The sequence below is a fragment of the Staphylococcus marylandisciuri genome (assembly GCF_025519785.1).
GTDB lineage: Bacteria > Bacillota > Bacilli > Staphylococcales > Staphylococcaceae > Staphylococcus > Staphylococcus marylandisciuri.
Genome location: NZ_JAOPKZ010000002.1, coordinates 49,199 through 72,084, shown reverse-complemented (window position 1 = coordinate 72,084; position 22,886 = coordinate 49,199). Strand labels below are relative to the sequence as shown.

The following is a 22,886-nucleotide window of genomic DNA, read 5'->3' as shown; positions in this document are numbered from 1 at the left end:
AATCATACAGAGTATCGTAAGAGAAAAATGGCACGACGCCTCGTATCTTGTAGCAAATCGGAACGGGTAAGATAAGCATTATAAGCTACACAAAGTTTGATTACATTTCGCAGGCATACTTTTACCGCTTATTCCTCCTACGATTACCAGCCTTGTCCAGATATTTCATAATGATCTAAAGCGCCTTGACTTAATTGATTTAGAGCTTCTTCGAGTACATCTAACGCTTGGTCTAGCTGTTGATAAGTTATCACTAAAGGCGGTTGAAAACGCAATACATTGCCAGCTACAGCAATAATAATTACGCCGTGGTCGAAAGCATAGTTACATATTTTGAGCGCTGCTTCATTATCTCGCGTTTTACTTTCGCGATCGGAAACAACATCAATTCCTATGGAAAGCCCCTTGCCTCGTACATCTCCTATACAGTCAAATTTCTCTAACCACGCGTTCATGCGTTTTCGGACATAGGCCCCTTTTTCTTCACTAGCTTTTAATAATTGTTCATCTTCAATCATTTGGAGCGTAGCGAGCGCTGCTTCACAACTCACTGGGTTCGCGCCAGTTGTAAATAGGTGTGCCGGTGCTTCCAAAGTATTCATAATTTCTTCACGTCCAACGATGGCTGACATCGGCAAACCGCCAGCTAGAGATTTACCGTAAGTGATGAGATCAGGCTCAATGTCATAATGTTCAACAGAACTCCAAGTTCCTGTGCGACCTAATCCTTGTTGTATGTCATCTACAGCAATTAATATGCCATGCTCGTGACATAAATCTTGGAGGGCGCTGAAATACCCATCAACGGGTTCAACTAAGCCTCCATCTCCTTGTATCGTTTCGACAACGATACAAGCAACTTCCTCAGCCGGCACATAAGTTTCAAACATATCTTTTAAGGGGGCTAGATATTCTTCCACAGTATTTGGTTGACTATTACCGTATAGCCCTCTATATTTATCCGGAAACGGTATATGATAAAATCCTGGAACAAGGGGCGCATACTTCTTGCGCATGTTCAAACTGATTGCAGACATTGATAAAGAACCGTACGTTGAGCCGTGATAAGCGTTAGTGAAACTAATGATATAAGGCCGTCCTGTATATCCACGAGCTAGTTTAACTATGCCGTCATTCGCATCTGATCCAGACAGACCGAATAAGACCCTTTTCTCGAAGTTACCAGGTGAGATCTCACATAGCTTTTTGCTTAACTTAACTAACGGTTCATGGTACATGTAAGCAGGAGTGTAATGAATGAAACGATCTACCTGTGCTTTGATCGCTTCTGTCACTCGTTTAGGCGCGTGACCAACATTTTGTGAGCTCGCGCTTGCTAATAAATCGATGTAGGTCTTGCCATCTACATCGGTCAATAAGGCACCATTCCCTGACTCAATAGCGAGTGGGTAATAAGTGATTCTCCCTGGTTTAGCGAAATATTGTTTATCTTCGTTGATTAAAGCTTCAGTCTTGCTCATTGTCATCATCCCCTATTGTAATTGCATACTTTATTGTTTGTTAAAAGTAGTTATAACTATGAATATACTAATTAATATCAGAATTGTAAATATTTTCAGAATTATAATTTTAAATTTACTACTATAAAAAGTAAAAAAATGATTGAATTAAGAGGATTAATAAATTTTGATAACTATATTAAAGCGACTAAAAGCTGAATAGTAAGGGTTATTTTGTGGAATAAAACAAATAATAATAAACCAATAAAGTTAGTTGTAAGTTAAGTTGTAGTTTAGATTGAATATAGTATAATTAAGATAATTAGTTATTTTTATACTTATTCGTTAAATAATTTTAATTTGTTTATATGGTATGAAAGGAGTAAGGACAAATGCGTAAGATAAAGAAAGCATTAATACCAGCTGCGGGTCTAGGAACGCGTTTTTTACCTGCTACTAAAGCGATGCCGAAAGAGATGTTACCTATATTAGACAAACCCACAATTCAATATATTGTTGAAGAAGTGTCTAAGGCAGGAATTGAAGATGTAATTATTATTACGGGTAAACATAAGCGAGCAATTGAAGATCATTTTGATAATCAGAAAGAGTTAGAGGATAATCTAGAAAGTAAAGGTAAAGATGATTATTTACAAAAGGTGCAGGAGGCGACTAATTTAGCAAATATCTTCTACGTTCGTCAAAAGGAACAACTCGGTTTAGGTCATGCAATTTACACAGGTAAACAATTTATAGGTGACGAACCATTTGCCGTTTTATTGGGTGATGATATCGTTGATTCTGAAACGCCTGCCATACAACAACTCATTGAGCAGTATGAGCAACATGAGTCATCAATTATAGGCGTGCAACAAGTTCCTGAATCTGAAACTTCACGCTACGGAATAATAGATCCCTCTTCACATGAGGGTCGCCTCTATTCAGTTAATAAATTTGTGGAAAAGCCAGATCAAGGTACAGCGCCGTCTAACCTAGCGATTATGGGACGTTACGTACTCACACCACGTATCTTTGATTATTTAGAGGATCAACCTAAAGGGAGAGGAGATGAAATTCAACTTACAGATGCTATTGAACGAATGAATAAAGAAGAACAAGTATTAGCTTATGATTTCGAAGGAACTCGTTTTGACGTTGGAGAAAAAATTGGTTTTGTGAAGACTACAATTGAATATGCTCTACGTGATCCTGCCATGAAGGATGAAATTAATGACTTTATAAAAGAGAAATCATTATAGAACCATACTTATTTGGTGGTTGGAACATAAATCCCAGAAAAAATAGCACTCAGATGATTTAATTCATTTCATCTGAGTGTTTCTTCTTGGGAGCGGGACAGAAATCTAATTTAAATAAAAAGATTTCGTAGTCCCGCCCCGGCAAGGATGACTAGAATTGAAAAAAGCTTGATACAAGCGCATTTTCAAATCAGTCATCTACTGCCAAGATGCTGAAAGAGGTTGAGACATTACATTATGCCCCAGCTTCTTTCTCTCTAGTCAAAGACCTTTATGTCCCAGCATCCGGCTTCTCTTTTATAAGGCCGCCCCAACTCGCATTGATTGTAGAAATAGATGTACCAGTTTCTCTTTGTTGGGGCCCCGGACACATAATATTTATTGGTTTCAGCGGGCTTTTCTAACTGTTTTCAACAATGATTTAAAGTTTGTTATTGCTGCTTCTTTAGCTAAATGAGGACTTAGAGAAACGTGTTTTAATGGTTTATTAATAAGTCTCTCCATCTTCTCTGCAAAACATTGAATATTATCAGGTTCCACTAAGAGTCCATTTTCACCGTCGGAAATCATTTCGCTAGGACCATAATTAACGTTATAAGCAATTACTGGGCAGCCGTTACTTATACTTTCGCCTATAGATAGTCCAAACCCTTCAAACTTACTAGTTAATAACGAGGCTTTTGCTTTTTTAAATATTGGAGCTGGCTCATCAATATAGTCGTGTATCTCGACCATCTCAGATATATTAAATTGATTTAAAGTTTCCTGTACTTTTTTTAATTCTTTTGGTTCGCTAGGCCCGTATAATTTTAATTTGACGTTATGGCCTTTTTCTAAGAACAATTGATAGGCGTTTAATAGATGCGTTAACTGTTTCTGTGCGTTAAAGCGACCGATGTAAACAAAGCTATGTCTTTCATCCTCTTCCTCATTATTTAATGAAAGCTTGTTAAAGTAATGAGGTATTACTTGTATTTGGCTTGGGACTATATCATAACTTTTTATAATATCTTGCTTTTGAGCTTCAGTTAGCACAATATAACGACTTACTTGAGCGGGATGCGTTAGGCTGTACTCATAACTTTTATAGTCTTTGTTTACCGCTTGATGAGAGTTATGGAAGAATAATATATTCTTAGTATTAACTTTCTTAGATAGGAGAGGGATGTCTAGAGCTCGTGCATCATTAAAAACGATAGCGTTTTTCTTTAAGAGATGGTCGAAATAAAAGGCTATCAGCTCGTTTTCAGTATTAAAGGTTTGATAGACATCGCCGCCCCTGAATAATTCGATGAGTGTTAACTCTTTGTCCTCTCGTGAATAGTATTTCTTACAATATAGTTTACCCTCGGTATCATAAAACTTTTCACACAAGCGACCCCAGCTCACTGGGGAATATACTGTTTGTTTGTGTAATTGTCCATAACGGTTATAGTGGTAGCGTTCTATTCGCTTCTTGTGAATAGGGCTCATGTAGTCTTCAAATTTTACTACCTGTGAATGAGCATAGTACTTTCTGTACAAAACATAATCACCGTTGTTGTAATAACGAACCACGTGTGTCTTAGAATTGATTTTATGAGTATAACCCTTCATTTCAACTGGGGTAGTCTTGACGGAAATCTCTTTATTTGCCCTTTTAGCAGGGGACTTTATTAATTTATAACCTGACAACCAGTCGTACATATTATCAATATTAATCTGTTCCGTTATTTTTCCTTCGTTTAAATACTCTTCGTAAATGCGATGATAGTTTGCATTATAGTTTGTAGTGAGTATCGCGACTTTCTTCTTTAATTGTTCGTTTAGTAACAAGTTTCTTCTTAATAGGGCTTGCGTACGCCCTCCATGTTTCTCTGGTAGAGAAGTTGTAATTGAATAAATCATATGATAACTCCCATAGCATCAAATGTTTTGTAGTAGTTTCAAGTAGTTTATGGTCGCTCGCTCGGTATAGAATTTCGAATCTAAGTGAACATCTCGAAGAGGAGCTTCCACCATAGCTATCATTTTTTGTGCGAAAGCGTCTACATTATTTTTTTCTACTAAGTAACCATTTTGTCCTGAAGTAATCATTTCCCGGGGCCCGTAATTATAATCGTATGAAATGACCGGTGTACCTACGGATAAACTTTCCATGATAGATAAACCGAACCCTTCATACTGACTAGTTGATAGTGACGCAAGTGCTTGACTAAAAGCTTTCAAAGGATGATGTGTAAATGGTTTAATAGTTACATAATCCTCTAAATTGTGCTCTGTAATAAAGTCTTTCATTAGAGAAAGCTGATTATGTTCATCTTTGCCATAAAGTAATAACGGGGTGTCGTAACCTGATTCTACCACACGTTTATAGGCTTCTAATAAATGTATGAGTTGTTTTTCAGGGCTAAAGCGTCCAATGTAGATAAAATAATTACTTCGCTTATCATCAATATAGTCATTTAGATGATTATCAATATGATGAGGGATGATAGCTAGCTTTTCATCAGGCACACCATAACTTTTTCTTAAACCTTCAGCTTGTTGATGGGTAAAGAGTAATATCTTGGTTACTTTATTAAAATGTTTGAGTACATATTTAAAGGATCCTTTAAGATTGTTCTCGGCATCTAAGTGAGAACTGTGTAAAATGTGGATGTTCTTCACTTGGTGAGACTGTTCTATTAGCGGTTTATCTAAGACTCTTGCATCGTTAAAGACGATATCGCCATCTTCCAATAAATGATTGAAATAATAGGTAAAAAGTTGTTTTTCAGTCTTGAAGTAAAGAGGTAAGCTATTCTCACAGTAAACCTTAATGAGATGTAAATCGTTAGTCTCAGTGTTAGTAAAATACTTCTCACAATATAACGCACCTCGAGTGTCATAAAAACATTCTTGAAGTTTGCTTTCAGTCTGTGGATGGTAATACGTCACTTTATGCAAGCGTCCATAGAAATTGTACTCCTTAAGTTGAGAGAGGGACTCAGTTTGCGAATCGATTATCCTTTCAGACTTTAAAACATCGCTATTTTTGTAATATAAGCGACGTAGAACGTGAGTTCCTTTCTTATCGTAGTAATCATATAGATGATGATTTATCTTCTTTCGTTTTAATTTTTTAACCTTTAGCTTAGTTCTCGTTCTTTTTATATTATCATCCCAATGATTTTGAAAGAGGCGATTACCAGATAACCAATGGTATATATTTAAATGCGCAATGTTAGAAGTAATTAGCTCTCGCTCTCTATAATTAGCAATAATTTGAGGATAATTTGCATTGTAGTTACAAGTTACTAAAGTAATGTTGTTCCCCGAATTCATAGTGATCAGTTTATTTCGGCGTAATAAAGATTTCGTGCGACCACCGTGACTTCGTGGTAAGATAGAAGTAATGGAGTAAATCATTAATATATCCCTCTAATCCTAATATGGTATGTATTTAAGACATGAGTTAAATATGTGTCATCCAATATATCATATATTGAATATTTCACTAAATAATTTAAGTTAACCATTTATAGCTTAGAATATAGCTAACTCATAATTATTTGAAAATAATATTTTTGGAGACTACAATTAGATATATTAATTTAAGACTAAGAGACTGGGATATAATGTAATGTCTCAGCTTCTTTCAGCATCTTGGCAGTAGATGACTGATTTAAAAATGCGCTTGTATCAAGCTTTTTTCAATTCTAGTCATCCTTGCCGGGGAGGGACTACGAAATCTTTTTGTTCAAATTAGATTTCTGTCCCGCTCCCAAAATAATATTAGTGAAAAGGAAACTTTGAAGGGTGAAAGAGATATGAATAATTTAACAGTTATAGTTCCATATTATAACTCAGAAGATACGATTTTAGATTGTATTGATAGTTTAAAATCTCAACGCTACCAAGAATTTAACTACATATTCGTTAATGATGGGTCTAGTGATAAGTCTGCAGAAATTGTAGATAAAGCCACAGCGGATATCGATTCAAAAAGAGTGCAACATATTAACTTAACAACTAATAACGGCCATGCCCATGCGAGGAATGTAGGCATGTCTTACGTAGAAACACCGTACTTCATGTTCGTAGATGCTGATGACACATTAGCTTCCTACGCACTTACATTTTATATTGAACACTTAAATCAATCTGATGCGCTTATTGCACCAATTCATAAATTTTCAGTTAAAACGCCTCAATATGTAGATTTAAACAAAGTTAAAGTTAAATATTACGAGGGAAGAAAAAATCTCAATTCCTTCCTACGTAAAAATTCAGTATGTAATATCATTTTGAGAACTGGAATCGTACGAGCACATGACCTTAAATTTGACGAAGACCTACAAATTTATGCTGATCAGACTTTTATACTGCAGTATATCAATTACGTTGATCGATTTGTTCGACTATTTGGTTTTCCATTCTATTTTAGAGGTGAACTATTAGATCCGTTTAACACTTTGCAGCTCACTGAGCAAGCTTTTGATTTACGCTTTGATGATTATTTAAATAGCTTCTATAAAAGCTTAAAGGTTGCACAGTACAAAGAGAATAAAGAATTTATGAAGCAACGCATGGTTAAACGGTTACTAAATGACTTTGATCCATCTCATATAGATATCGATGAGCGCTATACTCATAATAGTTCTAATTTAATTAAGATAAGCAAGTCTATACTAACTACAATTCTTAAAAGCAAAAAGCCATTATTCGGTATTGAAATGATTCTCGCAGCATTAGGTAAACCGGCAAAAGCTCAAAGGTTTAATCGTCTTAGATATAAGCTAAGACATTTAAAACGTGTCTTACTACGTCAAAAAGGAAAAGAACTGTCACGTTATAAATTGACGGATAAACCAGAGAACGTAAATAACAAAACAATAGTTTTTGAAGCGTTTGGTGGCAAGAATTACAGTGATAGTCCGAAATATATTTACGAATACATGGCCAGTCGTTATCCCAATTATAACTATAAATGGGTATTGAAAAATCCTAGTAAAGCAGTCATTCCTGGTAATGCTGAAGTTGTGAAGAAAGGTTCACGCGCTTATTTTGATGCTCTGTCAGAAGCAAGTCATTGGGTAGCGAACGCAAGGCTACCGTTATACGTAGATAAAAAACCAAACCAAAAGTACTACCAAACTTGGCACGGTACACCTTTAAAACGTTTAGCTGGTGACCAAAAGTTCGTACGTATGCCTGGAACTACTACCGCGAAATATAAGCTCAATTTCAGATCGGAAACTGATCGCTGGGATTACCTGATATCTCCAAATCGATATTCAACTGAAATATTCCAGTCAGCATTTTGGATGGATAGAGACCGAATCTTAGAGACAGGTTATCCACGTAATGATATCTTAGTTAATAAGTGCAATGACAAAGCGTTTAGCGATAAGATTCGTGAGAGATTAAACATTACTAAAGGTAAAAAAGTAATCATGTATGCTCCAACTTGGCGTGACGATGAATTCGTTAAAAAAGGCCAGTATCTATTCAACTTGAAAATAGATTTAGAAAATCTATATGAACAACTAGGTAACGATACTGTGATCTTACTTAGAATGCACTATTTAATTGCAAACGCGCTAGATTTATCTGGTTACGAGGATTTTGCTATTGATGTTTCTAGTTACGATGACGTTTCTGAGTTATTCTTAATCAGTGATGCTTTAATTACAGATTATTCTTCTGTCATGTTCGATTACGGTATTTTGAAACGCCCACAATTCTTCTTTGCCTATGATATTGAGAAATACGACAAAGGCTTACGAGGGTTCTACATGGATTACGAATCAGAACTTCCAGGGCCTATTTACACTGATGCCTATCAGCTCACCGAAAGTCTTAAAGACTTAGATAAAGTTCAAGAAGAGTATCAAAGTAAGATTGATAAGTTCTACGATAAGTTCTGTTCTATAGAACAAGGCAATGCTTCTAAAGTAATCGGAGATAAGATAGCTGATGAAATAGAACAATAGTTAAAATAAGGGAGCGGGACAGAAATCTTTTTATTCAAATTAGATTTCTGTCCCGCGCCCTCTTTTTATAATTGTATAGAGTTATAATTATTCATTTTCAAATATAATCAGCTACTAGTACTTCACAGGCGTAGTGTTAGATTTTAAATAGCGATTTAGGCTGATAAATTTTTTAATATTGTGAAAGTTACTAATACACTCGTGGTTAGTCGGTAACTTCCATCATTATGTCTGCTAATTGGATGAGTGAATAGCTGCTGAAGTTACAGTTTATTTATTTCAACGTTTAACTATGGTCGAGCAGAGCAGTATCTTCCTTACTCATTAATAGTTAATGAAATATATTTCAACGTTTGGTAAGACAAGTTAATTTCTAGAGGTTTAGCCCAATTGTACAATACGAGCTCTGCCCTCGGATAATTTGAATCGTTTAATTGACGCAACATTTGAGGGTTGATATGGATATTCTTTAATTTATTAGAGATAATATGATCTATCGTACCATACTTGTAATTTAGGGTTCTGCTAAATAATAGGAAGTCTTTGGTAAAAGTATGTTGAACTTTGATTGCTAAAGAGATGTTTTCATCATTTTCAAAGCGATAGCCACCATATAATAATAAATGATATTTCTTATTGATCTTACAAACTAAGCCATAAGGTAACACTGTGACTCTCTGACCAATAAACGGTTTGAGCAAACTATAAATATGAACGATAGGACGATAACTCTCATAACTCGTCAGTAATTTAATTTGGTCCGGTTTAGTGCTATGCAGATAGAAACCTAAACCTCCCACCTTACGACACATTTCAATATAGAACTTAGCAGAGTGGGTGTAGGAAGTATCCACACTTGACTGATAATAGTCTCTAAATGAACTGTGAGTGAGGTTGTTTAACACGAGCTTGCTACTGTCTTTAGCGAATAATTCTGTAAACTGTGCTACTGTAGTTTGTAAGCTAGCGTCCGATTTAAATGAGCGATCGACTTCACATATCCTGTCTTTTAAAGTTGTAAGTTCTGATTCGATAAAGTAATAACTAAGGTTGAGAGACTGAAGGGTGTCTAAGAAATAATCTTGTTGTGTTGAATGAAATAAATAATAATCAATAATCAGCGCGAACTGTAAATCAGGAAAGTTCATTGTAGCACGATGACGTAATAAAGAAACAGTTCTTAAAGACAGCATCTTGCTATCTAATAAAATGATGAGGTTCTTAACGATGTCATTAGTTAAGGTTCCTGCCCATATGAGCTGATTGAGCTTCTCTTCTAAGGCGTAATAGGTGCTAGCTTTATCAATCTTTAAAGTGATACGACAACCTTTGTTTAATAGCTTTAACAATGATTGAACATTCTGGTAACTATCGAAACGTTGGACGCCAAAAGTATCAAAGTTCTGTATCACTAAGTTAGGTTTATCAAAAATTTCTGAAGTAAAGTTTAGAAAAAGTTTGTCAGTGTAATAGTAGAGTTGATTTAAATCTTCAACGTTAATCATTATTTCGAGTGCCTCTATATGTTGATGACTCTTTACATTTTCCAAATTAAGAACTTCAAAGTGATTAGTAAAGACGTTTTGTGTGTAAACTTCAATCTCTTCGATTAACTTAGGGAGATTCTCCACTGAAATTTTAAGAGGATTTTTAGTTTTGATCATTAAGGTTCTATAGTTATTAATGAATTTTTTAGGTGTTTGATTAAGGTAGCGTTTAAATTGCTTAGTAAAAGTACTTAAATTAAGGAAATCATACTTAGCAGCAACTGTATGAATTGTTTGGTTAGGTTGAATTAAATCTAATAGCGCTAGCGCGACCCGTAGAGAATTTAAGTATTGTTTAAAATTCATTGATAACTTTTGAGAAAACAGTATTGAGATATAGGATTGGGATATATAAAATTCTTGGGCCAACATCTTAGTAGATAGATTGGATGAAATATTGTTATTAGTAAACTTTAGTATTTTATTGAAAATAGGCGTATCAGAAACGATTTCAGGTATATAAGGGTGCTGTAATTCCACACGCGCTTCAATGAGTAGCACATCAACTAATTTCAACACGGTAGTGGTAGGTATAATACGGTTAACACTCGTGTTGTCTATATCGCGTAAGATGAGTTTCTTGAGTTCGCGCGAAGATGTGATTCGGCTGTAGTCAAAGTAGCAATAAGGTGAATAGTCCTCACGCTTTAGTAATAAAGATAAAGGTAAACGCAATTCGACTATATGTTGAGCATCTTCCACTTGATATAGATCGGCATTGTTAATAATAATACCCGAATATATATTTATTTTTTGACCATTTAACTGTAAAGTGAAAGGTTCGGAAAGAGGGAATAAGATGATCACTTCATCGATACAACGCTGTATGCCAGTAGTTAGCTCTTCGTGAATATTTAACGTTGTTATTTCCATTACATAACTCCCCAATAAAGCGTATTTGCACTCAGTGTACACGATTCTTTATTTTAAAAGTCTGTTATCTATAAATAATTTATAAATTGAATGTTTAGTGGAGGTAAATGTGTGATTTGTTTAATGAAAGTATACCAAAATAAAACTTATTTTAAAAAATAGAAGACAGAATAGTAGTTTTTTTATTAAATAGGAGATAATATTACCGTTATTGATAAAAATGGAGCGTAAGAAAGTTGGAAGATATTGAAATGACGATAGAAAGTGAGATCTATAGAGTTTGAGACCGATATGATTCAATGCATAATCAATGACTGTCTCACTCGTACGAGATCTTTCAATGAGGTGAATTATAATATTATTGATGAAGGTGAGTACTATTGTAAGAAATAGCGTGAGGTCAGGACTAAAGCTGTGAGGATGTGAGCAGAACCGAACGATGAGCACAATTGCTTTCAAATTAAGTCGCACCATGAGCGTTTCTGTCGCAAATCCTACTCTACGGACGCTGTTCATTGATTTCTTAGCGCACAGAAACTCTATGTCTCAACCTCACCTCATTGATGACTCTTATTATAGTGAGCAGATAAATAAATAGCAATATAAAGTTCAGAATATTAGTACCACGAGGCCGGGACAAAGGCGTTTAGGGTTTGAGCAGGGGGCCCCAACACAGAGAAAATGGTATATCAGTTTCTACAAGCAATGCAAGTTGGGGTGGGGCCCCAACAAAGAGAAACTGTTAATTCAGTTTCTACAAGTACAGCGAGTTGGGGTGGGGCCCCAACACAGAGAAACTGGGACATAAAGGTCTTTGACTAGAGAGAAAAAGGCTGGGAGATAACGTAATGTCTTAGCCTCTTTCAGCATCTTGGCAGTAGGTGACTGATTTGAAAATGCGCTTGTATCAAGCTTTTTTCAATTCTAGTCATCCTTGCCGGGGCGGGACTACGAAATCTTTTTGTTCAAATTAGATTTCTGTCCCGCTCCCTTCAACATCTCGGCAGTAGATGGCTGATTTGAAAACGCGCTTGTATCAAGCTTTTTTCAATTCTAGCCATCCTTGCCGGGGTGGGACTACGAAATCTTTTTATTCAAATTAGATTTCTGTCCCGCTCTCTCTTTCAGCATCTTGGCAGTAGATGACTGATTTGAAAATGCGCTTGTATCAAGCTTTTTTCAATTCTAGCCATCCTTGCTGGGGCGGGACGACGAAATCTTTTTGTTCAAATTAGATTTCTGTCCTGCTCCCAAGAAGAAACACTCAGATGAAATGAATTAAATCATCTGAGTGCTATTTTTTCTAGGCTTTATGTCCCGAATCCATTAAAGCAAGTGGACTTAACGATAAAATTAGGTAATGCGTAATAGAGTAACTCACTTTTGTAAATAGAGAGATGCTTAACACATCATATCTTAAGTCCACCGGTGCGATCTATGTGCTAAATTAATAACGTTAATGGCTAACTAGGAGAAAGTTATCGATTTAAATACTTAGGGAAAAGCTCAGTGTAAAAATCTACAAACTGTGTGTATACCGTCTTGGATACATATTCGTCTACTTGGTGGGCTTGTCCAGGATCACCAGGCCCGAACATTACGAAAGAAAAGTCTTCATCTTTATCTTTCATGAAGAATGAGGCATCTGTTGTAGCTGTTGTGGAAGTTAAATTAAATTCCTTGTTAAAGAATGTTTGAGCAAAAGACTGCGTGTCTTTAATCAGTTTATTGTTAGCTGTTGTATAAACAGGGACACGATTCACATAAGGTTCTACTGATAATTGTACACCTTTAGCTTGTTCAACTCGCTCTTTGATTTGGTTAAACAATTTCTCAAAGTCTTCATTGTCGAAGTCGGGAATTGTGCGCATATTGAAAAGGGCTTCCGCGTGGTCAGGGATTGAATTGACTTGGTCACCGCCATTTATGACTGTACCGTTCATCGTCGGTGTCCCCAATATATCGCTTTTCACATCTACTTTACTATAAGCTTCATTGAGATAGTGTATAAAGTCAGCGAGAGGGTTTATCGCGTTAAAGCCAAGTTCAGGCATGGAACTATGTGCAGATTTACCTTTGGATGTTACACGAATGTCCATCGTACCTTTATGGGTATAAACAGGTCCATCTTGTGAAGGTTCAGCTATAAGTAAGGCATCCACATCATTCATATAACCCTGTTTATAAAATGTTTCAGCACCTGAACTTGTTATCTCTTCACCAGCAGTAGCCATGAAACGAATCGTACCATTATTAAGCGTGCCAGCTTCTTTAATTTCAATGAGCGCTAGAGCAAGTGCCGCTGTACCAGACTTCATGTCGGCAGAACCACGACCATGTAAGTTACCATCTTCATCTTCTGTGAGTTTAAATGGTTCGTAATTCCAACTATCTCGATCTCCCGTAGTAACAACATCCATATGTCCTGATACGCCTAATACAGGAGAACCACTGCCTATCTCCGCTACGAGGTTCGCTCTAGTGTTTGAGCCTTCTACATTAATAATCTTTGATTCGATATCGTAGTTATTAAATAATTGTTGGAAGTATTGTGCCACTTCTATTTCGTTGTCATTTATAGTTTGAATTTCTATTATGTCCGACAATACTTTCACTTTATCTTCGTCTGAGAATATACTCATACGTAACACATCCTTTTGTAAATATTGTGACACGTTCTTCTCTACCCTAAGTCGTAATTTTTATAACTTAACGCTCATCGTACCTCAAATGTAGTGAAAAACGGTAGAGCACATTATAGCGGTGTTCATACTCTATAAGGGCTCATTTATTTTGTATATTACTTATTTCATAAACGTGCTATACTGAGTTTGTATTTATAAAGATGACAGATAATCACACAGTATGTGATTTACTATAGCTGTCATAGAGAATAACTGATAGTGGAGGAACAAGATGAACAAGTGGGTAAATCGCTTATTAACTATAATAGGCGTAGTATTAATCTTATGGGCTATATATATATTTATGAAACCACACATAGATAACTATTTTACAAAAAAAGATAATGAAGACAAGATTGAACACTATGACAAAGAAAGGGCTAGTGACTCGAGTAGAAATTCTCAAAAGGTACCACAGATACCTAAAGACCCGTCTAAGATGGCCGGTTATATTTCAGTGCCCGACGCGGAGATTAAGACACCAGTGTATCCTGGACCGGCGACACCCCAACAGTTGAATCGCGGTGTGAGTTTCGCTGAGAAAGATGAGTCGATGTCTGACCAGAATGTTTCAATAGCAGGGCATACGTACACTGATCGCCCTCATTATCAATTCACCAATCTACCAGCGGCACATAAGGGCAGTAAGGTTTATTTAACGATAGATGGACATAAACGCACTTACAAAATCACTAAGATTTACGACGTGAATCCGAATAATGTTGAAGTGCTAAATGAGCATAAGTCTGCAACACAACAGCTAACTTTAATTACTTGTGATAAATACAATTCACAAACAGGGGAATGGGAAAAAAGAAAGATCTTTGTAGCGAAAGCAGTTTAAATTAATTGAAAAGAGTGAGATTGTGAGGAGACACAAGATCAATTAGATATCTGTTTCTCTGACTTTCTCGCTCTTTTATAGTAGAATTAATTGTACTCAACTATAATATTAGCCAAGTGCTGCGTTATTTCTTTAGGGCGTGTAATTACTCCACTTACAACTGTAGAGTGTACGCCCAAGTGTGTAACGATTTGAAATAGCTCAGGAGTAATTATATTTCTTCCAGCAATGACATTAGGGTACACGTCTTCTAATGGTCAATGCTAAAATAATAATAGAATAGAAAATAAGGAGAGTCATTATGAGAACCTTAGTTATTGTAACACATCCTAATATAAATCAATCTACAGTGAATAGAACGTGGCGTGATACGTTGGAACAACATGAGGATATCGTCACTGTCCATGAGCTTTACGCAACCTATCCTGATCTTGATATCGATATAGAGTATGAGCAAAAATTGCTATCAGAACACGATCAAATCATCTTTCAATTCCCTCTTTATTGGTATAGTTATCCGCCTTTAATGAAGAAATATTTTGACGACGTGTTAGCCTACGGGTGGGCTTATGGATCTAATGGTCATGCTTTAAAGGGGAAGACATTTGCAGCAGCCATCTCTGTAGGTGCAACTGAAGAGCAATACCATTCGGAAAGCTGGTTAGGGTTTTCCTTAGAAACCTTACTCAGTCCTTTCATTGCAACTGCGAAATTTGTAGGCGCAAATTACAATGGTTATCACGCTCTGTTTGGTGCCTTAAACCCAACTCAAGAAGATCTTGAACAAAGCGTAGCATCGTATATTGAATTTATTAAAGGAATGGAAGTTGAATAGATAGATTGTGAGTAGGTCATCGCTTTCTATTACCCCTCGCGGTAAAATTGACTAGAATTCTAAATAATGTGTATGAGCATAATTGAAAGCCAGTCAGAAATTACAGGTGTTTCTTTTGATATCTAGGTGTGTATTTAAGTATTTATATTCTAGATTGATGACATCAATAATTATCACTATTACGTTATCCTGCTAATCAGATTACTTTAATACGAATTAAGTATTCAACTATAATGAGAGTAATTCAAAGTGTTAGAGGGAGGAAATAAAATAGTTATGGCGAATAAAGATTTGCAACAACAAATTATCGAGGCATTCAACTTTAGACATGCAACGAAACGTTTTGATGCTTCTAGAAAAATAGAGGAGAGCGACTTTAATACAATTCTTGAAGCTGCGCGCTTATCACCCAGCTCACTAGGTCTTGAACCATGGCGCTTCTTAGTAGTGCAAAGCGAAGATTTACGTAATAAGTTTCACAAAATTAGTGGTGGCGCTAAAGGCCAATTAGAGACAGCAAGTCACTTCGTGCTAATCTTAGCGCGTAAAAACGTAACAAAATCATCACCCCATGTGCACCGTATACTTAGTGAATTAAAACAGTATGATGAAGACAGCATTAAGTCATTTGGTGAAAAAGTCGAAGGTTTCCAAACTGGCTTCCACATCAATGATAATGAGCGCACTTTACTTGATTGGGCAAGTAAGCAAACTTACATTGCGTTAGGGAATATGATGACTTCTGCAGCTTTACTCGGTATAGATTCTTGCCCAATGGAAGGCTTCGATATTGATGCGATGGAACGATTATTAGATGAAGAAGGAATAGCAGATTCTAAAGAATTCGCACCATCAGTTATGGTAGCTTTCGGTTACCGTGAGAAAGATCCTAAACCTAAAGTTCGCCAAGCACAACAAGACGTAGTTGAATGGCTGTAAATAAGGGTTTAGAGTCATCTACCTTAGTGTTTAATTATTAGAAAGCGCCAGAATATAACTATCTTAGTAACCGAAAAAACTTCGAGATTTTCGTAACAGTGTACGAGAAATCTCGAAGTTTTTACTTTAATTGGTACGTGACCTAGTACTCATGAGGTTGAGACGTAAAGCCTAGAAAAAATAGCACTCAGATGATTTAATTCATTTCATCTGAGTGTTTCTTCTTGGGAGCGGGACAGAAATCTAATTTGAATAAAAAGATTTCGTAGTCCCGCCCCGGCAAGGATGACTAGAATTGAAAAAGCTTGATACAAGCGCATTTTCAAATCAGTCATCTACTGCCAAGATGCTGAAAGAAGCTGAGACATTACATTATGTCCCAGCCTCAGCTGTTTACGAAAAGTATTACATGTATTCAGTGCTAGTCCAAATCCAATTAAGCTGTTCAATTACAATTATTTTTTATAGACATCTTGAAACTCAGGGTGCTTTTCAATCACTGTAGCAGCAAAAGGACACGTAGCGACTACGCTTTTATTATTCTCTCTTGCATGTTTAACTACAGCTTCAACTAATGAAGTACCGAGTCCTCGTCCACCTAACTCTGAAGGAACGCCAGTATGGGTAATGTCTAGTACGTCATCGCCTTTGTCTTCAAAAGTAATGACTGTTTCTGGATTGTTCTCATCATCCCCTGTATAGAATTTATGGTCTCCTTGCTTAATGTTAGTCATCGTTTATCACTCCTTCGAATTGATTCGAACCTTCTATTGTATTGTAATTTATTAATATATTGACAATTTACAACATAATTAAACGTAAAGTTTATGGGTGAGAGGTAGAGACATAAAGTTTCCGTAGTCTGAGGAACCGACTAACGGCGTCCCAGAAGCAGGGTTGTCGACAGAAACTCTTACGATTCGGGAGCGGGACAGAAATCTAATTTGAATGAAAAGATTCCTGTCCCGCTCCGGCAAGGATGACTAGAATTGAAAAAAGCTTGATACAAGCGCGTTTTCAAATCAGCCATCTACTGCCGAGATGTTGAAGAGGGAGCGGGACAGAAATCTAATTTGAACAAAAAGATTTCGTAGTCCCGCCCCGGCAAGGATGACTAGAATTGAAAAAAGCTTGATACAAGCGCATTTTCAAATCAGTCATCTACTGCCAAAATGCTGAAAGAGGCTGAGACATTACATTATGTCCCAGCCTCTTTCTCTCTAGTCAAAGACCATTATGTCCCAGTTTCTCTTTGTTGGGGCCCACCCCAACTTGCTGTGCTTGTGGAAACTGGTTTACCAGTTTCTCTTTGTTGGGGCCCCACCCCAACTCGCATTGCTGGAGGAAACTGATGAACCAGTTTCTTTGTGTTGGGGCCCACCCCAACTTGCTGTGCTTGTAGAAACTGGTTTACCAGTTTCTCTTTGTTGGGGCCCCACCCCAACTCGCATTGCTTGTGGAAACTGGTTTTCCAGTTTCTCTTTGTTGGGGCCCCACCCCAACTCGCATTGCTTGTGGAAACTGATGAACCAGTTTCTTTGTGTTGGGGCCCCTGCTCAATCCTAAACGCCTTTGTACCTCTTCTTCTGTACCCTAGAAGGATGTCTAGCATCCTACAATGCTTAACACACTTCTACGTGAGTTCTGTCAGCTACTGTAAATGTACCGTAATGAGGAATATGGCTGTTCCTGTTTATCCTTTAAAATCAATATAGGTATAAGAAATACTAGGCTTATCAGTTACATAACACCTATGAGTTTCATCCATACAGAACCTATTCCAAGCCAAATAATAAAGTAGACAATAGCTAGGATCGCATTCATCACCCACCAGCGTCTTTGAGAAACGTAACCGGAGGAGAATAGAATGGGAGCTGGGCCACTACTGTAGTGCGTAGTTGAAGCCATTAAGTTACCAAAGAATCCAATCATTAATGCACTGAATAACGGAGGTGCTCCCGTCGCAATAGCTACTCCGAGAAGTGCTGAATACATCGCACTGACGTGAGCGGTTGAACTAGCGAAGAGATAATGTGAATAGAAATAAAATAAGATAAGGAGTACCAACACAATCGGCCAACTTAATCCACCAAGACTACCTGCAATAGTCTTACTTAGCCAAGGTATAAAACCGACTTCATTCAATTGTGAAGCCATCATAACTAAAATTGAGAACCACACTAATGTGTTCCAAGCACCCGTTTCTTTTAAAATATCGTTCCATGAAAGCACACCTGTTATGAGTAGTAGGGATAAAGCTATAAATGCGGTTAGCGTAGCATCCATATTGATCACACTTCCCATAATCCATAATATAAGCGCAATAACAAAGATGCCGACCATGAACTTTTCATCCCTAGACATGTGCCCCATATCATTTAGCTCTTTTTCTGCCCACGACTTCGCGTCAGGTGTCCGTTTGATTTTGGGTGGGTACATTTTGTAAATGATAAATGGTACGACGATTAACGAGATTATACCCGGGACAATTGCAGCAGTAAACCAGTTCATCCATGTGATGTGAATGTGTTCGTGTTTAGCGAGTGATTGGGCTAACGGATTGCCGGCCATTGCAGTTAAGAACATCGCAGCCGTAATTAAGTTTCCATGAAATTCGGTAAAGATAAGGAATGCTCCCATCTTACGAGCTGTTCCGTCATCTGATTTGGAACCGAATGATTTAGACAAAGCATTAATAATAGGATACATAATGCCGCCAGCACGTGCGGTATTACTTGGTGTTGCAGGAGCTAAGATTAAGTCAACACCTATCAGTGAATAGCCTAAACCTAGTGTCTTCTTACCAAATAACTTGACAAATTGTAAGGCGATACGGCGACCTAAACCTGTCTTGACAAATCCTCTTGAAATAAAGAAAGCCATAGCAATCAACCATATGCTGCTATTACCGAAACCTTTAACAGCAGTATCCACCTTTACAGTACCTGTGAGTATGGTTAACGTAAAACCAATCATTGCGACTGCACCTATAGGCAGGGGCTGCGTAATGCAGCCAATAATTGTAGCCACGAATAAGGCAAACATATGCCAAGCTGTCGCATCTAATCCCTCTGGACGAATTGGGGTGAGAAGCCAGAGTATAACCCCGACGAGAATTGGAAGAATAAATTTTTTATAATTTATATTTTCCATTTTACTTCACCTTTCTTATTTAAGTGTTTTGTTAAGGGTAAAAGTAGCGTTATAGAAAGTTATATTTTCTAATTACAAAGTTGCTATATTTTACCTTTAGAGGCTGGGACATCAATCTTATAGTCTACTTAAGCATTGTAAAGAAGTAATGATATAGTAGTGGCCTGAATGACAAGTATGCTCGTGAATAGCTTTTTAAGATTCTAGTTAGTCAAGTATTTGTACGACAATGAAAGCAATCAGATATCTATCCCACTTCTGAGTTTAAATAATTTTCAAATAAAAATATAGTCAGAACAAAAATTTGTGTCAATAAACTAAATTAGTTTAATCATTTACTCGCCTGTACGGTTTAAATGGTAAAGCAAAAAGTAGAAAAGCGAAGAGGTCGGGACAAAGGCGTTTAGGGTGTGAGCAGGGGCCCCAACAGAGAGAAACTGGTTAACCAGTTTCCACAAGCAATGCGAGTTGGGGTGGGGACCCCAACACAGAGAAACTGTATATCAGTTTCCACAAGCAATGCGAGTTGGGGTGGGGACCCCAACAAAGAGAAACTGGGACTACAGTTTCCACAAGCAATGCGAGTTGGCGGGGCCCCAACACAGAGAAACTGATACATAATGTAATGTCTCAACCTCTTTCAGCATCTTGGCAGTAGATGACTGATTTGAAAATGCGCTTGTATCAAGCTTTTTTCAATTCTAGTCATCCTTGCCGGGGCGGGACTACGAAATCATTTTACTCAAATTAGATTTCTGTCCCGCTCCCAACAAGCAATGCGGGTTGGGGAGGCCCTATAAAAGCGAAGTCGGAGTCTGGGACATAGTGTAATGTCTCAGCCTCTAAAGTCATCTTTATAAACTTATAAGTGTTATAATATGAAATTGTATAAAAAAATAGAATGTACTTAATATTGGAGGTGTGCTTGTGTCACTACTCAACTTACCCCTTATTCTGGTGATAGTGATATTCTTAGCATTAGGCATCTTTAGTCAGTGGTTAGCCTCACGGATTAAGTGGCCCTCGATTGTCGTCATGTCAATAGTCGGTTTGTTAGTTGGACCTGTGTTCAAACTGATAAACCCTGAACATGCGCTAGGTTCCGAGGTCTTTAGTCCCTTGGTTTCGCTGGCAGTAGCAATTATATTATTTGAAGGGAGCAGTAATCTAGATTTCCGTGAATTAAGAGGGATATCTAAAGCAGTCGCGCGAATCATTACTATTGGCGCTGTGATAGCTTGGATTCTAGGAGCCATCGCCTTACATTATATCCTAAATTTCTCTATTCAAGTTTCTCTCGTTATGGGCGGATTGTTCTTAATTACCGGCCCGACAGTTATTCAACCATTATTGAAACAGGCGAAAGTACGTAAGAGCGTAGATTCAATATTACGGTGGGAAAGTATTATCTTAGACCCGATAGGTCCTATGCTAGCTTTAGGTGTCTTTTATCTATTCGAAATCTTTGAACAGGGATTTCAGATAGGTATTATTCTAAGTTTCATCTTGCGTTTATTCCTAGCAGTTTGTATAGGATTTTTCTCGTCTTATGTATTTATGTGGTTCTTGAAAAAGGATTTAATACCGCAAAATTTAATGCCACCAGTGCAACTCATTTTCATTTTGCTGGTCTTTGCTTTATGTGATGAAATCTTACCGGAATCAGGATTAATGTCGGTGACCATATTTGGACTTGTCATGGCACGGATGAAGCGGCATGACTTAATATTCAAAGAGTCAGATCACTTTATTGAGAACATGTCGTCTATTATGGTCTCCACTGTTTTTATACTTATTACGTCCTCTCTTACGTTAGACGTCTTGAAAGGAATACTTTCTTGGAAGCTCGTCGTTTTTTGTGCGGTAATCATTCTTCTCGTACGTCCGATATCTATATTATTTGCTACGATGAATACAGAGATATCGAAGCGTGAACGTGCGATGGTTTCTATAATGGCTCCTAGAGGGATAGTCGTCTTGACCGTTGCTCAGTTTTTCGCAGGGTTATTTATGAATAAAAATGCGCCTATGGCAGAATATATTACACCAGTAACCTTTGGACTAGTGATCGTTACAGTAGTCATTTACGGGTTTAGCTTTGTCCCTCTAAGTAAATTGATGAAAGTGGCAAGTACTGAACCTCCAGGCGTAATTATCGTTGGTGAAAGTGACTTTTCATTTCGGTTGGGCACTAAATTAAGAGAACACAATATTCCAGTTATGACGTTTAATTTATTTTCAAATGCTTCTGACAGAGCGAAGGAGTTAGGTTTAGAAGTATTTGAAGGGAATTTATTATCAAGTAACGACCGAATCTATGCTGATTTAACACGCTATCATCAATGCATCTTAATGACTCAATCGTTTGTCTTTAATAGTTTAGCATTTAACGAATTAGTACCTGAATTTGGATTGAATCATGTTAATATGATACCGGTAGCCTTTCGCGACGAAAAGATGAAAAGTAATGTAAGTGGTCCTATAAGAAACCACATCCTTTTTGATTCTAACTATAGTTCACACTGGTATAATCGCTACATTAACAATAATGATATTAGTGAAATAGAGGCTCATCGTATTGAGGAGTTAACAGATAAAGATATGCTCATCTACCATATCTCTTCGGATAAAGAAGTTACATTTAGAAATAAAAGAAACCAGTTTGCCCACGAAGATTCAGGCATTATTGGTTATCTTAAGGGAGCTTATTCAGAGGAAACAGATATTAATTAAATCTGTTGGATGGTAAACAATTTCTTGGTAAAGTTACTAATTACGATGATGGAATCGTGAATAATAGTGGAGAACTTTTTATACATTTTGTCTCTGGATTTCAATTATATAGTTTTGATGAAAGTGAAATAAAGAACTATTGGAATCTAAAATTGGGAGCGGGACAGAAATCTTTTTATTCAAATTAGATTTCTGTCCCGCTCCCTTCCTACGATTAGTCAAGCGCTTCTACAATAAAATAAGCATACTTAACTCAACCGTTTAATTTTTATTTTTTTAAATAAGGTGTTAAACTGTATTTGATTGTACGGTTGGCTAATGAGGGGCCATTTGATAATCGTATAATCTATGATTGACTATTAGGTCATGAATTGTTTTTAATAGTCGGTTGATACAGGCGACTACTGCAGTCTTATGAGATTTCTCATTAGGCTGCTTTTTAATTTATAGTAATAATCTATAATATGGTTGTTATAGTGTCGCTGTCCTCGAATGATATTCATTACAACGCAAAATAACAATCTTCTCGCTTTTTTATGACCTCTTTTATTAATTGTATCTCTGAATTGAGTTCCTCCAGATTGATATCGTGTTATTTGAAA

General features: G+C 36.8%; 16 protein-coding genes and 1 pseudogene. 7 read left to right on the top strand and 10 right to left on the bottom strand.

The features are described 5' to 3' along the window. Nucleotides 1-143 precede the first annotated feature (143 nt). Nucleotides 144-1,481 (bottom strand): aspartate aminotransferase family protein, encoded by a 1,338-nt coding sequence (locus N9R04_RS01370; protein ID WP_262853886.1) that lies wholly within the window; start codon nucleotides 1,479-1,481, stop codon nucleotides 144-146. A 371-nt stretch (nucleotides 1,482-1,852) separates the two neighbouring features. Between N9R04_RS01370 and galU the strand changes: the two genes are divergently transcribed. Continuing rightward, nucleotides 1,853-2,719, top strand: coding sequence for a UTP--glucose-1-phosphate uridylyltransferase GalU (gene galU / locus N9R04_RS01365; RefSeq protein WP_262853876.1), 867 nt, complete (start codon nucleotides 1,853-1,855; stop codon nucleotides 2,717-2,719). A gap of 387 nt (nucleotides 2,720-3,106) precedes the next feature. On the opposite strand, the gene N9R04_RS01360 is transcribed toward galU, so the two are convergent. Next, nucleotides 3,107-4,606, bottom strand: coding sequence for a glycosyltransferase (locus tag N9R04_RS01360; protein WP_262853871.1), 1,500 nt, complete (start codon nucleotides 4,604-4,606; stop codon nucleotides 3,107-3,109). A gap of 18 nt (nucleotides 4,607-4,624) precedes the next feature. After that, nucleotides 4,625-6,109 carry a glycosyltransferase gene (locus N9R04_RS01355; RefSeq protein WP_262853866.1) on the bottom strand — a complete coding sequence of 495 codons (1,485 nt, stop codon included), beginning with the start codon at nucleotides 6,107-6,109 and terminating at the stop codon, nucleotides 4,625-4,627. 401 nt (nucleotides 6,110-6,510) lie between these two features. On the opposite strand from N9R04_RS01355, the gene N9R04_RS01350 reads away from it, so the two are divergent. Beyond that, a complete protein-coding gene (locus tag N9R04_RS01350; RefSeq protein ID WP_262853864.1) occupies nucleotides 6,511-8,676 on the top strand; it encodes a bifunctional glycosyltransferase/CDP-glycerol:glycerophosphate glycerophosphotransferase in 2,166 nt (721 codons plus the stop codon). A gap of 317 nt (nucleotides 8,677-8,993) precedes the next feature. On the opposite strand, the gene N9R04_RS01345 is transcribed toward N9R04_RS01350, so the two are convergent. Further along, the gene (locus tag N9R04_RS01345; protein ID WP_262853862.1) at nucleotides 8,994-11,096 is read right to left on the bottom strand and encodes a helix-turn-helix transcriptional regulator; all 2,103 of its coding nucleotides are present in this window, start codon (nucleotides 11,094-11,096) and stop codon (nucleotides 8,994-8,996) included. A gap of 1,478 nt (nucleotides 11,097-12,574) precedes the next feature. After that, nucleotides 12,575-13,738 carry an ArgE/DapE family deacylase gene (locus N9R04_RS01340; RefSeq protein ID WP_262853857.1) on the bottom strand — a complete coding sequence of 388 codons (1,164 nt, stop codon included), beginning with the start codon at nucleotides 13,736-13,738 and terminating at the stop codon, nucleotides 12,575-12,577. A gap of 274 nt (nucleotides 13,739-14,012) precedes the next feature. Here N9R04_RS01340 and srtA point away from each other — a divergent pair, with 274 nt between their 5' ends. The 3 genes from srtA to N9R04_RS01320 all read left to right on the top strand — a co-directional run bounded on the left by srtA (nucleotide 14,013) and on the right by N9R04_RS01320 (nucleotide 16,398). Beyond that, nucleotides 14,013-14,624, top strand: coding sequence for a class A sortase SrtA (gene srtA / locus N9R04_RS01335; protein ID WP_262853851.1), 612 nt, complete (start codon nucleotides 14,013-14,015; stop codon nucleotides 14,622-14,624). 301 nt (nucleotides 14,625-14,925) lie between these two features. Next, nucleotides 14,926-15,459: an NAD(P)H-dependent oxidoreductase gene (locus N9R04_RS01325; RefSeq protein WP_262853847.1), complete on the top strand. Its 534-nt coding sequence runs from the start codon at nucleotides 14,926-14,928 to the stop codon at nucleotides 15,457-15,459. Nucleotides 15,460-15,735: 276 nt separating this feature from the next. Further along, entirely contained in the window at nucleotides 15,736-16,398 is a 663-nt protein-coding gene (locus N9R04_RS01320) for an NAD(P)H-dependent oxidoreductase (RefSeq protein ID WP_262853846.1), read from the top strand. 455 nt (nucleotides 16,399-16,853) lie between these two features. Here the strand turns inward: N9R04_RS01320 and N9R04_RS01315 are convergent, their stop codons facing one another. The 4 genes from N9R04_RS01315 to N9R04_RS01300 all read right to left on the bottom strand — a co-directional run bounded on the left by N9R04_RS01315 (nucleotide 16,854) and on the right by N9R04_RS01300 (nucleotide 19,551). Further along, complete coding sequence (locus tag N9R04_RS01315; RefSeq protein WP_262853841.1) at nucleotides 16,854-17,132, bottom strand: GNAT family N-acetyltransferase; 279 nt, start codon at nucleotides 17,130-17,132, stop codon at nucleotides 16,854-16,856. 78 nt (nucleotides 17,133-17,210) lie between these two features. Further along, on the bottom strand, nucleotides 17,211-17,375 hold the full coding sequence (locus tag N9R04_RS01310; protein WP_262853838.1) for a hypothetical protein: 165 nt from the start codon (nucleotides 17,373-17,375) through the stop codon (nucleotides 17,211-17,213). Between the two features lie 318 nt (nucleotides 17,376-17,693). Beyond that, nucleotides 17,694-17,900: a hypothetical protein gene (locus N9R04_RS01305; protein ID WP_262853833.1), complete on the bottom strand. Its 207-nt coding sequence runs from the start codon at nucleotides 17,898-17,900 to the stop codon at nucleotides 17,694-17,696. A 238-nt stretch (nucleotides 17,901-18,138) separates the two neighbouring features. Beyond that, on the bottom strand, nucleotides 18,139-19,551 hold the full coding sequence (locus tag N9R04_RS01300; protein WP_262853829.1) for an anion permease: 1,413 nt from the start codon (nucleotides 19,549-19,551) through the stop codon (nucleotides 18,139-18,141). Nucleotides 19,552-19,961: 410 nt separating this feature from the next. Here N9R04_RS01300 and N9R04_RS01295 point away from each other — a divergent pair, with 410 nt between their 5' ends. Both N9R04_RS01295 and N9R04_RS01290 read left to right on the top strand, forming a co-directional pair. Then, complete coding sequence (locus tag N9R04_RS01295; protein ID WP_262853828.1) at nucleotides 19,962-20,165, top strand: hypothetical protein; 204 nt, start codon at nucleotides 19,962-19,964, stop codon at nucleotides 20,163-20,165. 313 nt (nucleotides 20,166-20,478) lie between these two features. After that, nucleotides 20,479-22,284 (top strand): cation:proton antiporter, encoded by a 1,806-nt coding sequence (locus N9R04_RS01290; protein WP_262853827.1) that lies wholly within the window; start codon nucleotides 20,479-20,481, stop codon nucleotides 22,282-22,284. A gap of 315 nt (nucleotides 22,285-22,599) precedes the next feature. Here the strand turns inward: N9R04_RS01290 and N9R04_RS01280 are convergent. Next, a pseudogene (locus N9R04_RS01280) lies at nucleotides 22,600-22,880 on the bottom strand (transposase); the annotation flags it as partial. Nucleotides 22,881-22,886 lie beyond the last annotated feature (6 nt).

Bases quoted from the DNA above. Each gene is read 5' to 3' on its own strand.
- N9R04_RS01360 (WP_262853871.1), bottom strand. From the start codon at position 4,606: ATGATTTATTCAATTACAACTTCTCTACCAGAGAAACATGGAGGGCGT.
- N9R04_RS01320 (WP_262853846.1), top strand. From the start codon at position 15,736: ATGGCGAATAAAGATTTGCAACAACAAATTATCGAGGCATTCAACTTT.
- N9R04_RS01350 (WP_262853864.1), top strand. From the start codon at position 6,511: ATGAATAATTTAACAGTTATAGTTCCATATTATAACTCAGAAGATACG.
- N9R04_RS01370 (WP_262853886.1), bottom strand. From the start codon at position 1,481: ATGAGCAAGACTGAAGCTTTAATCAACGAAGATAAACAATATTTCGCT.
- N9R04_RS01300 (WP_262853829.1), bottom strand. From the start codon at position 19,551: ATGGAAAATATAAATTATAAAAAATTTATTCTTCCAATTCTCGTCGGG.
- N9R04_RS01340 (WP_262853857.1), bottom strand. From the start codon at position 13,738: ATGAGTATATTCTCAGACGAAGATAAAGTGAAAGTATTGTCGGACATA.
- srtA (WP_262853851.1), top strand. From the start codon at position 14,013: ATGAACAAGTGGGTAAATCGCTTATTAACTATAATAGGCGTAGTATTA.
- N9R04_RS01355 (WP_262853866.1), bottom strand. From the start codon at position 6,109: ATGATTTACTCCATTACTTCTATCTTACCACGAAGTCACGGTGGTCGC.
- galU (WP_262853876.1), top strand. From the start codon at position 1,853: ATGCGTAAGATAAAGAAAGCATTAATACCAGCTGCGGGTCTAGGAACG.
- N9R04_RS01315 (WP_262853841.1), bottom strand. From the start codon at position 17,132: ATGACTAACATTAAGCAAGGAGACCATAAATTCTATACAGGGGATGAT.
- N9R04_RS01325 (WP_262853847.1), top strand. From the start codon at position 14,926: ATGAGAACCTTAGTTATTGTAACACATCCTAATATAAATCAATCTACA.
- N9R04_RS01345 (WP_262853862.1), bottom strand. From the start codon at position 11,096: ATGGAAATAACAACGTTAAATATTCACGAAGAGCTAACTACTGGCATA.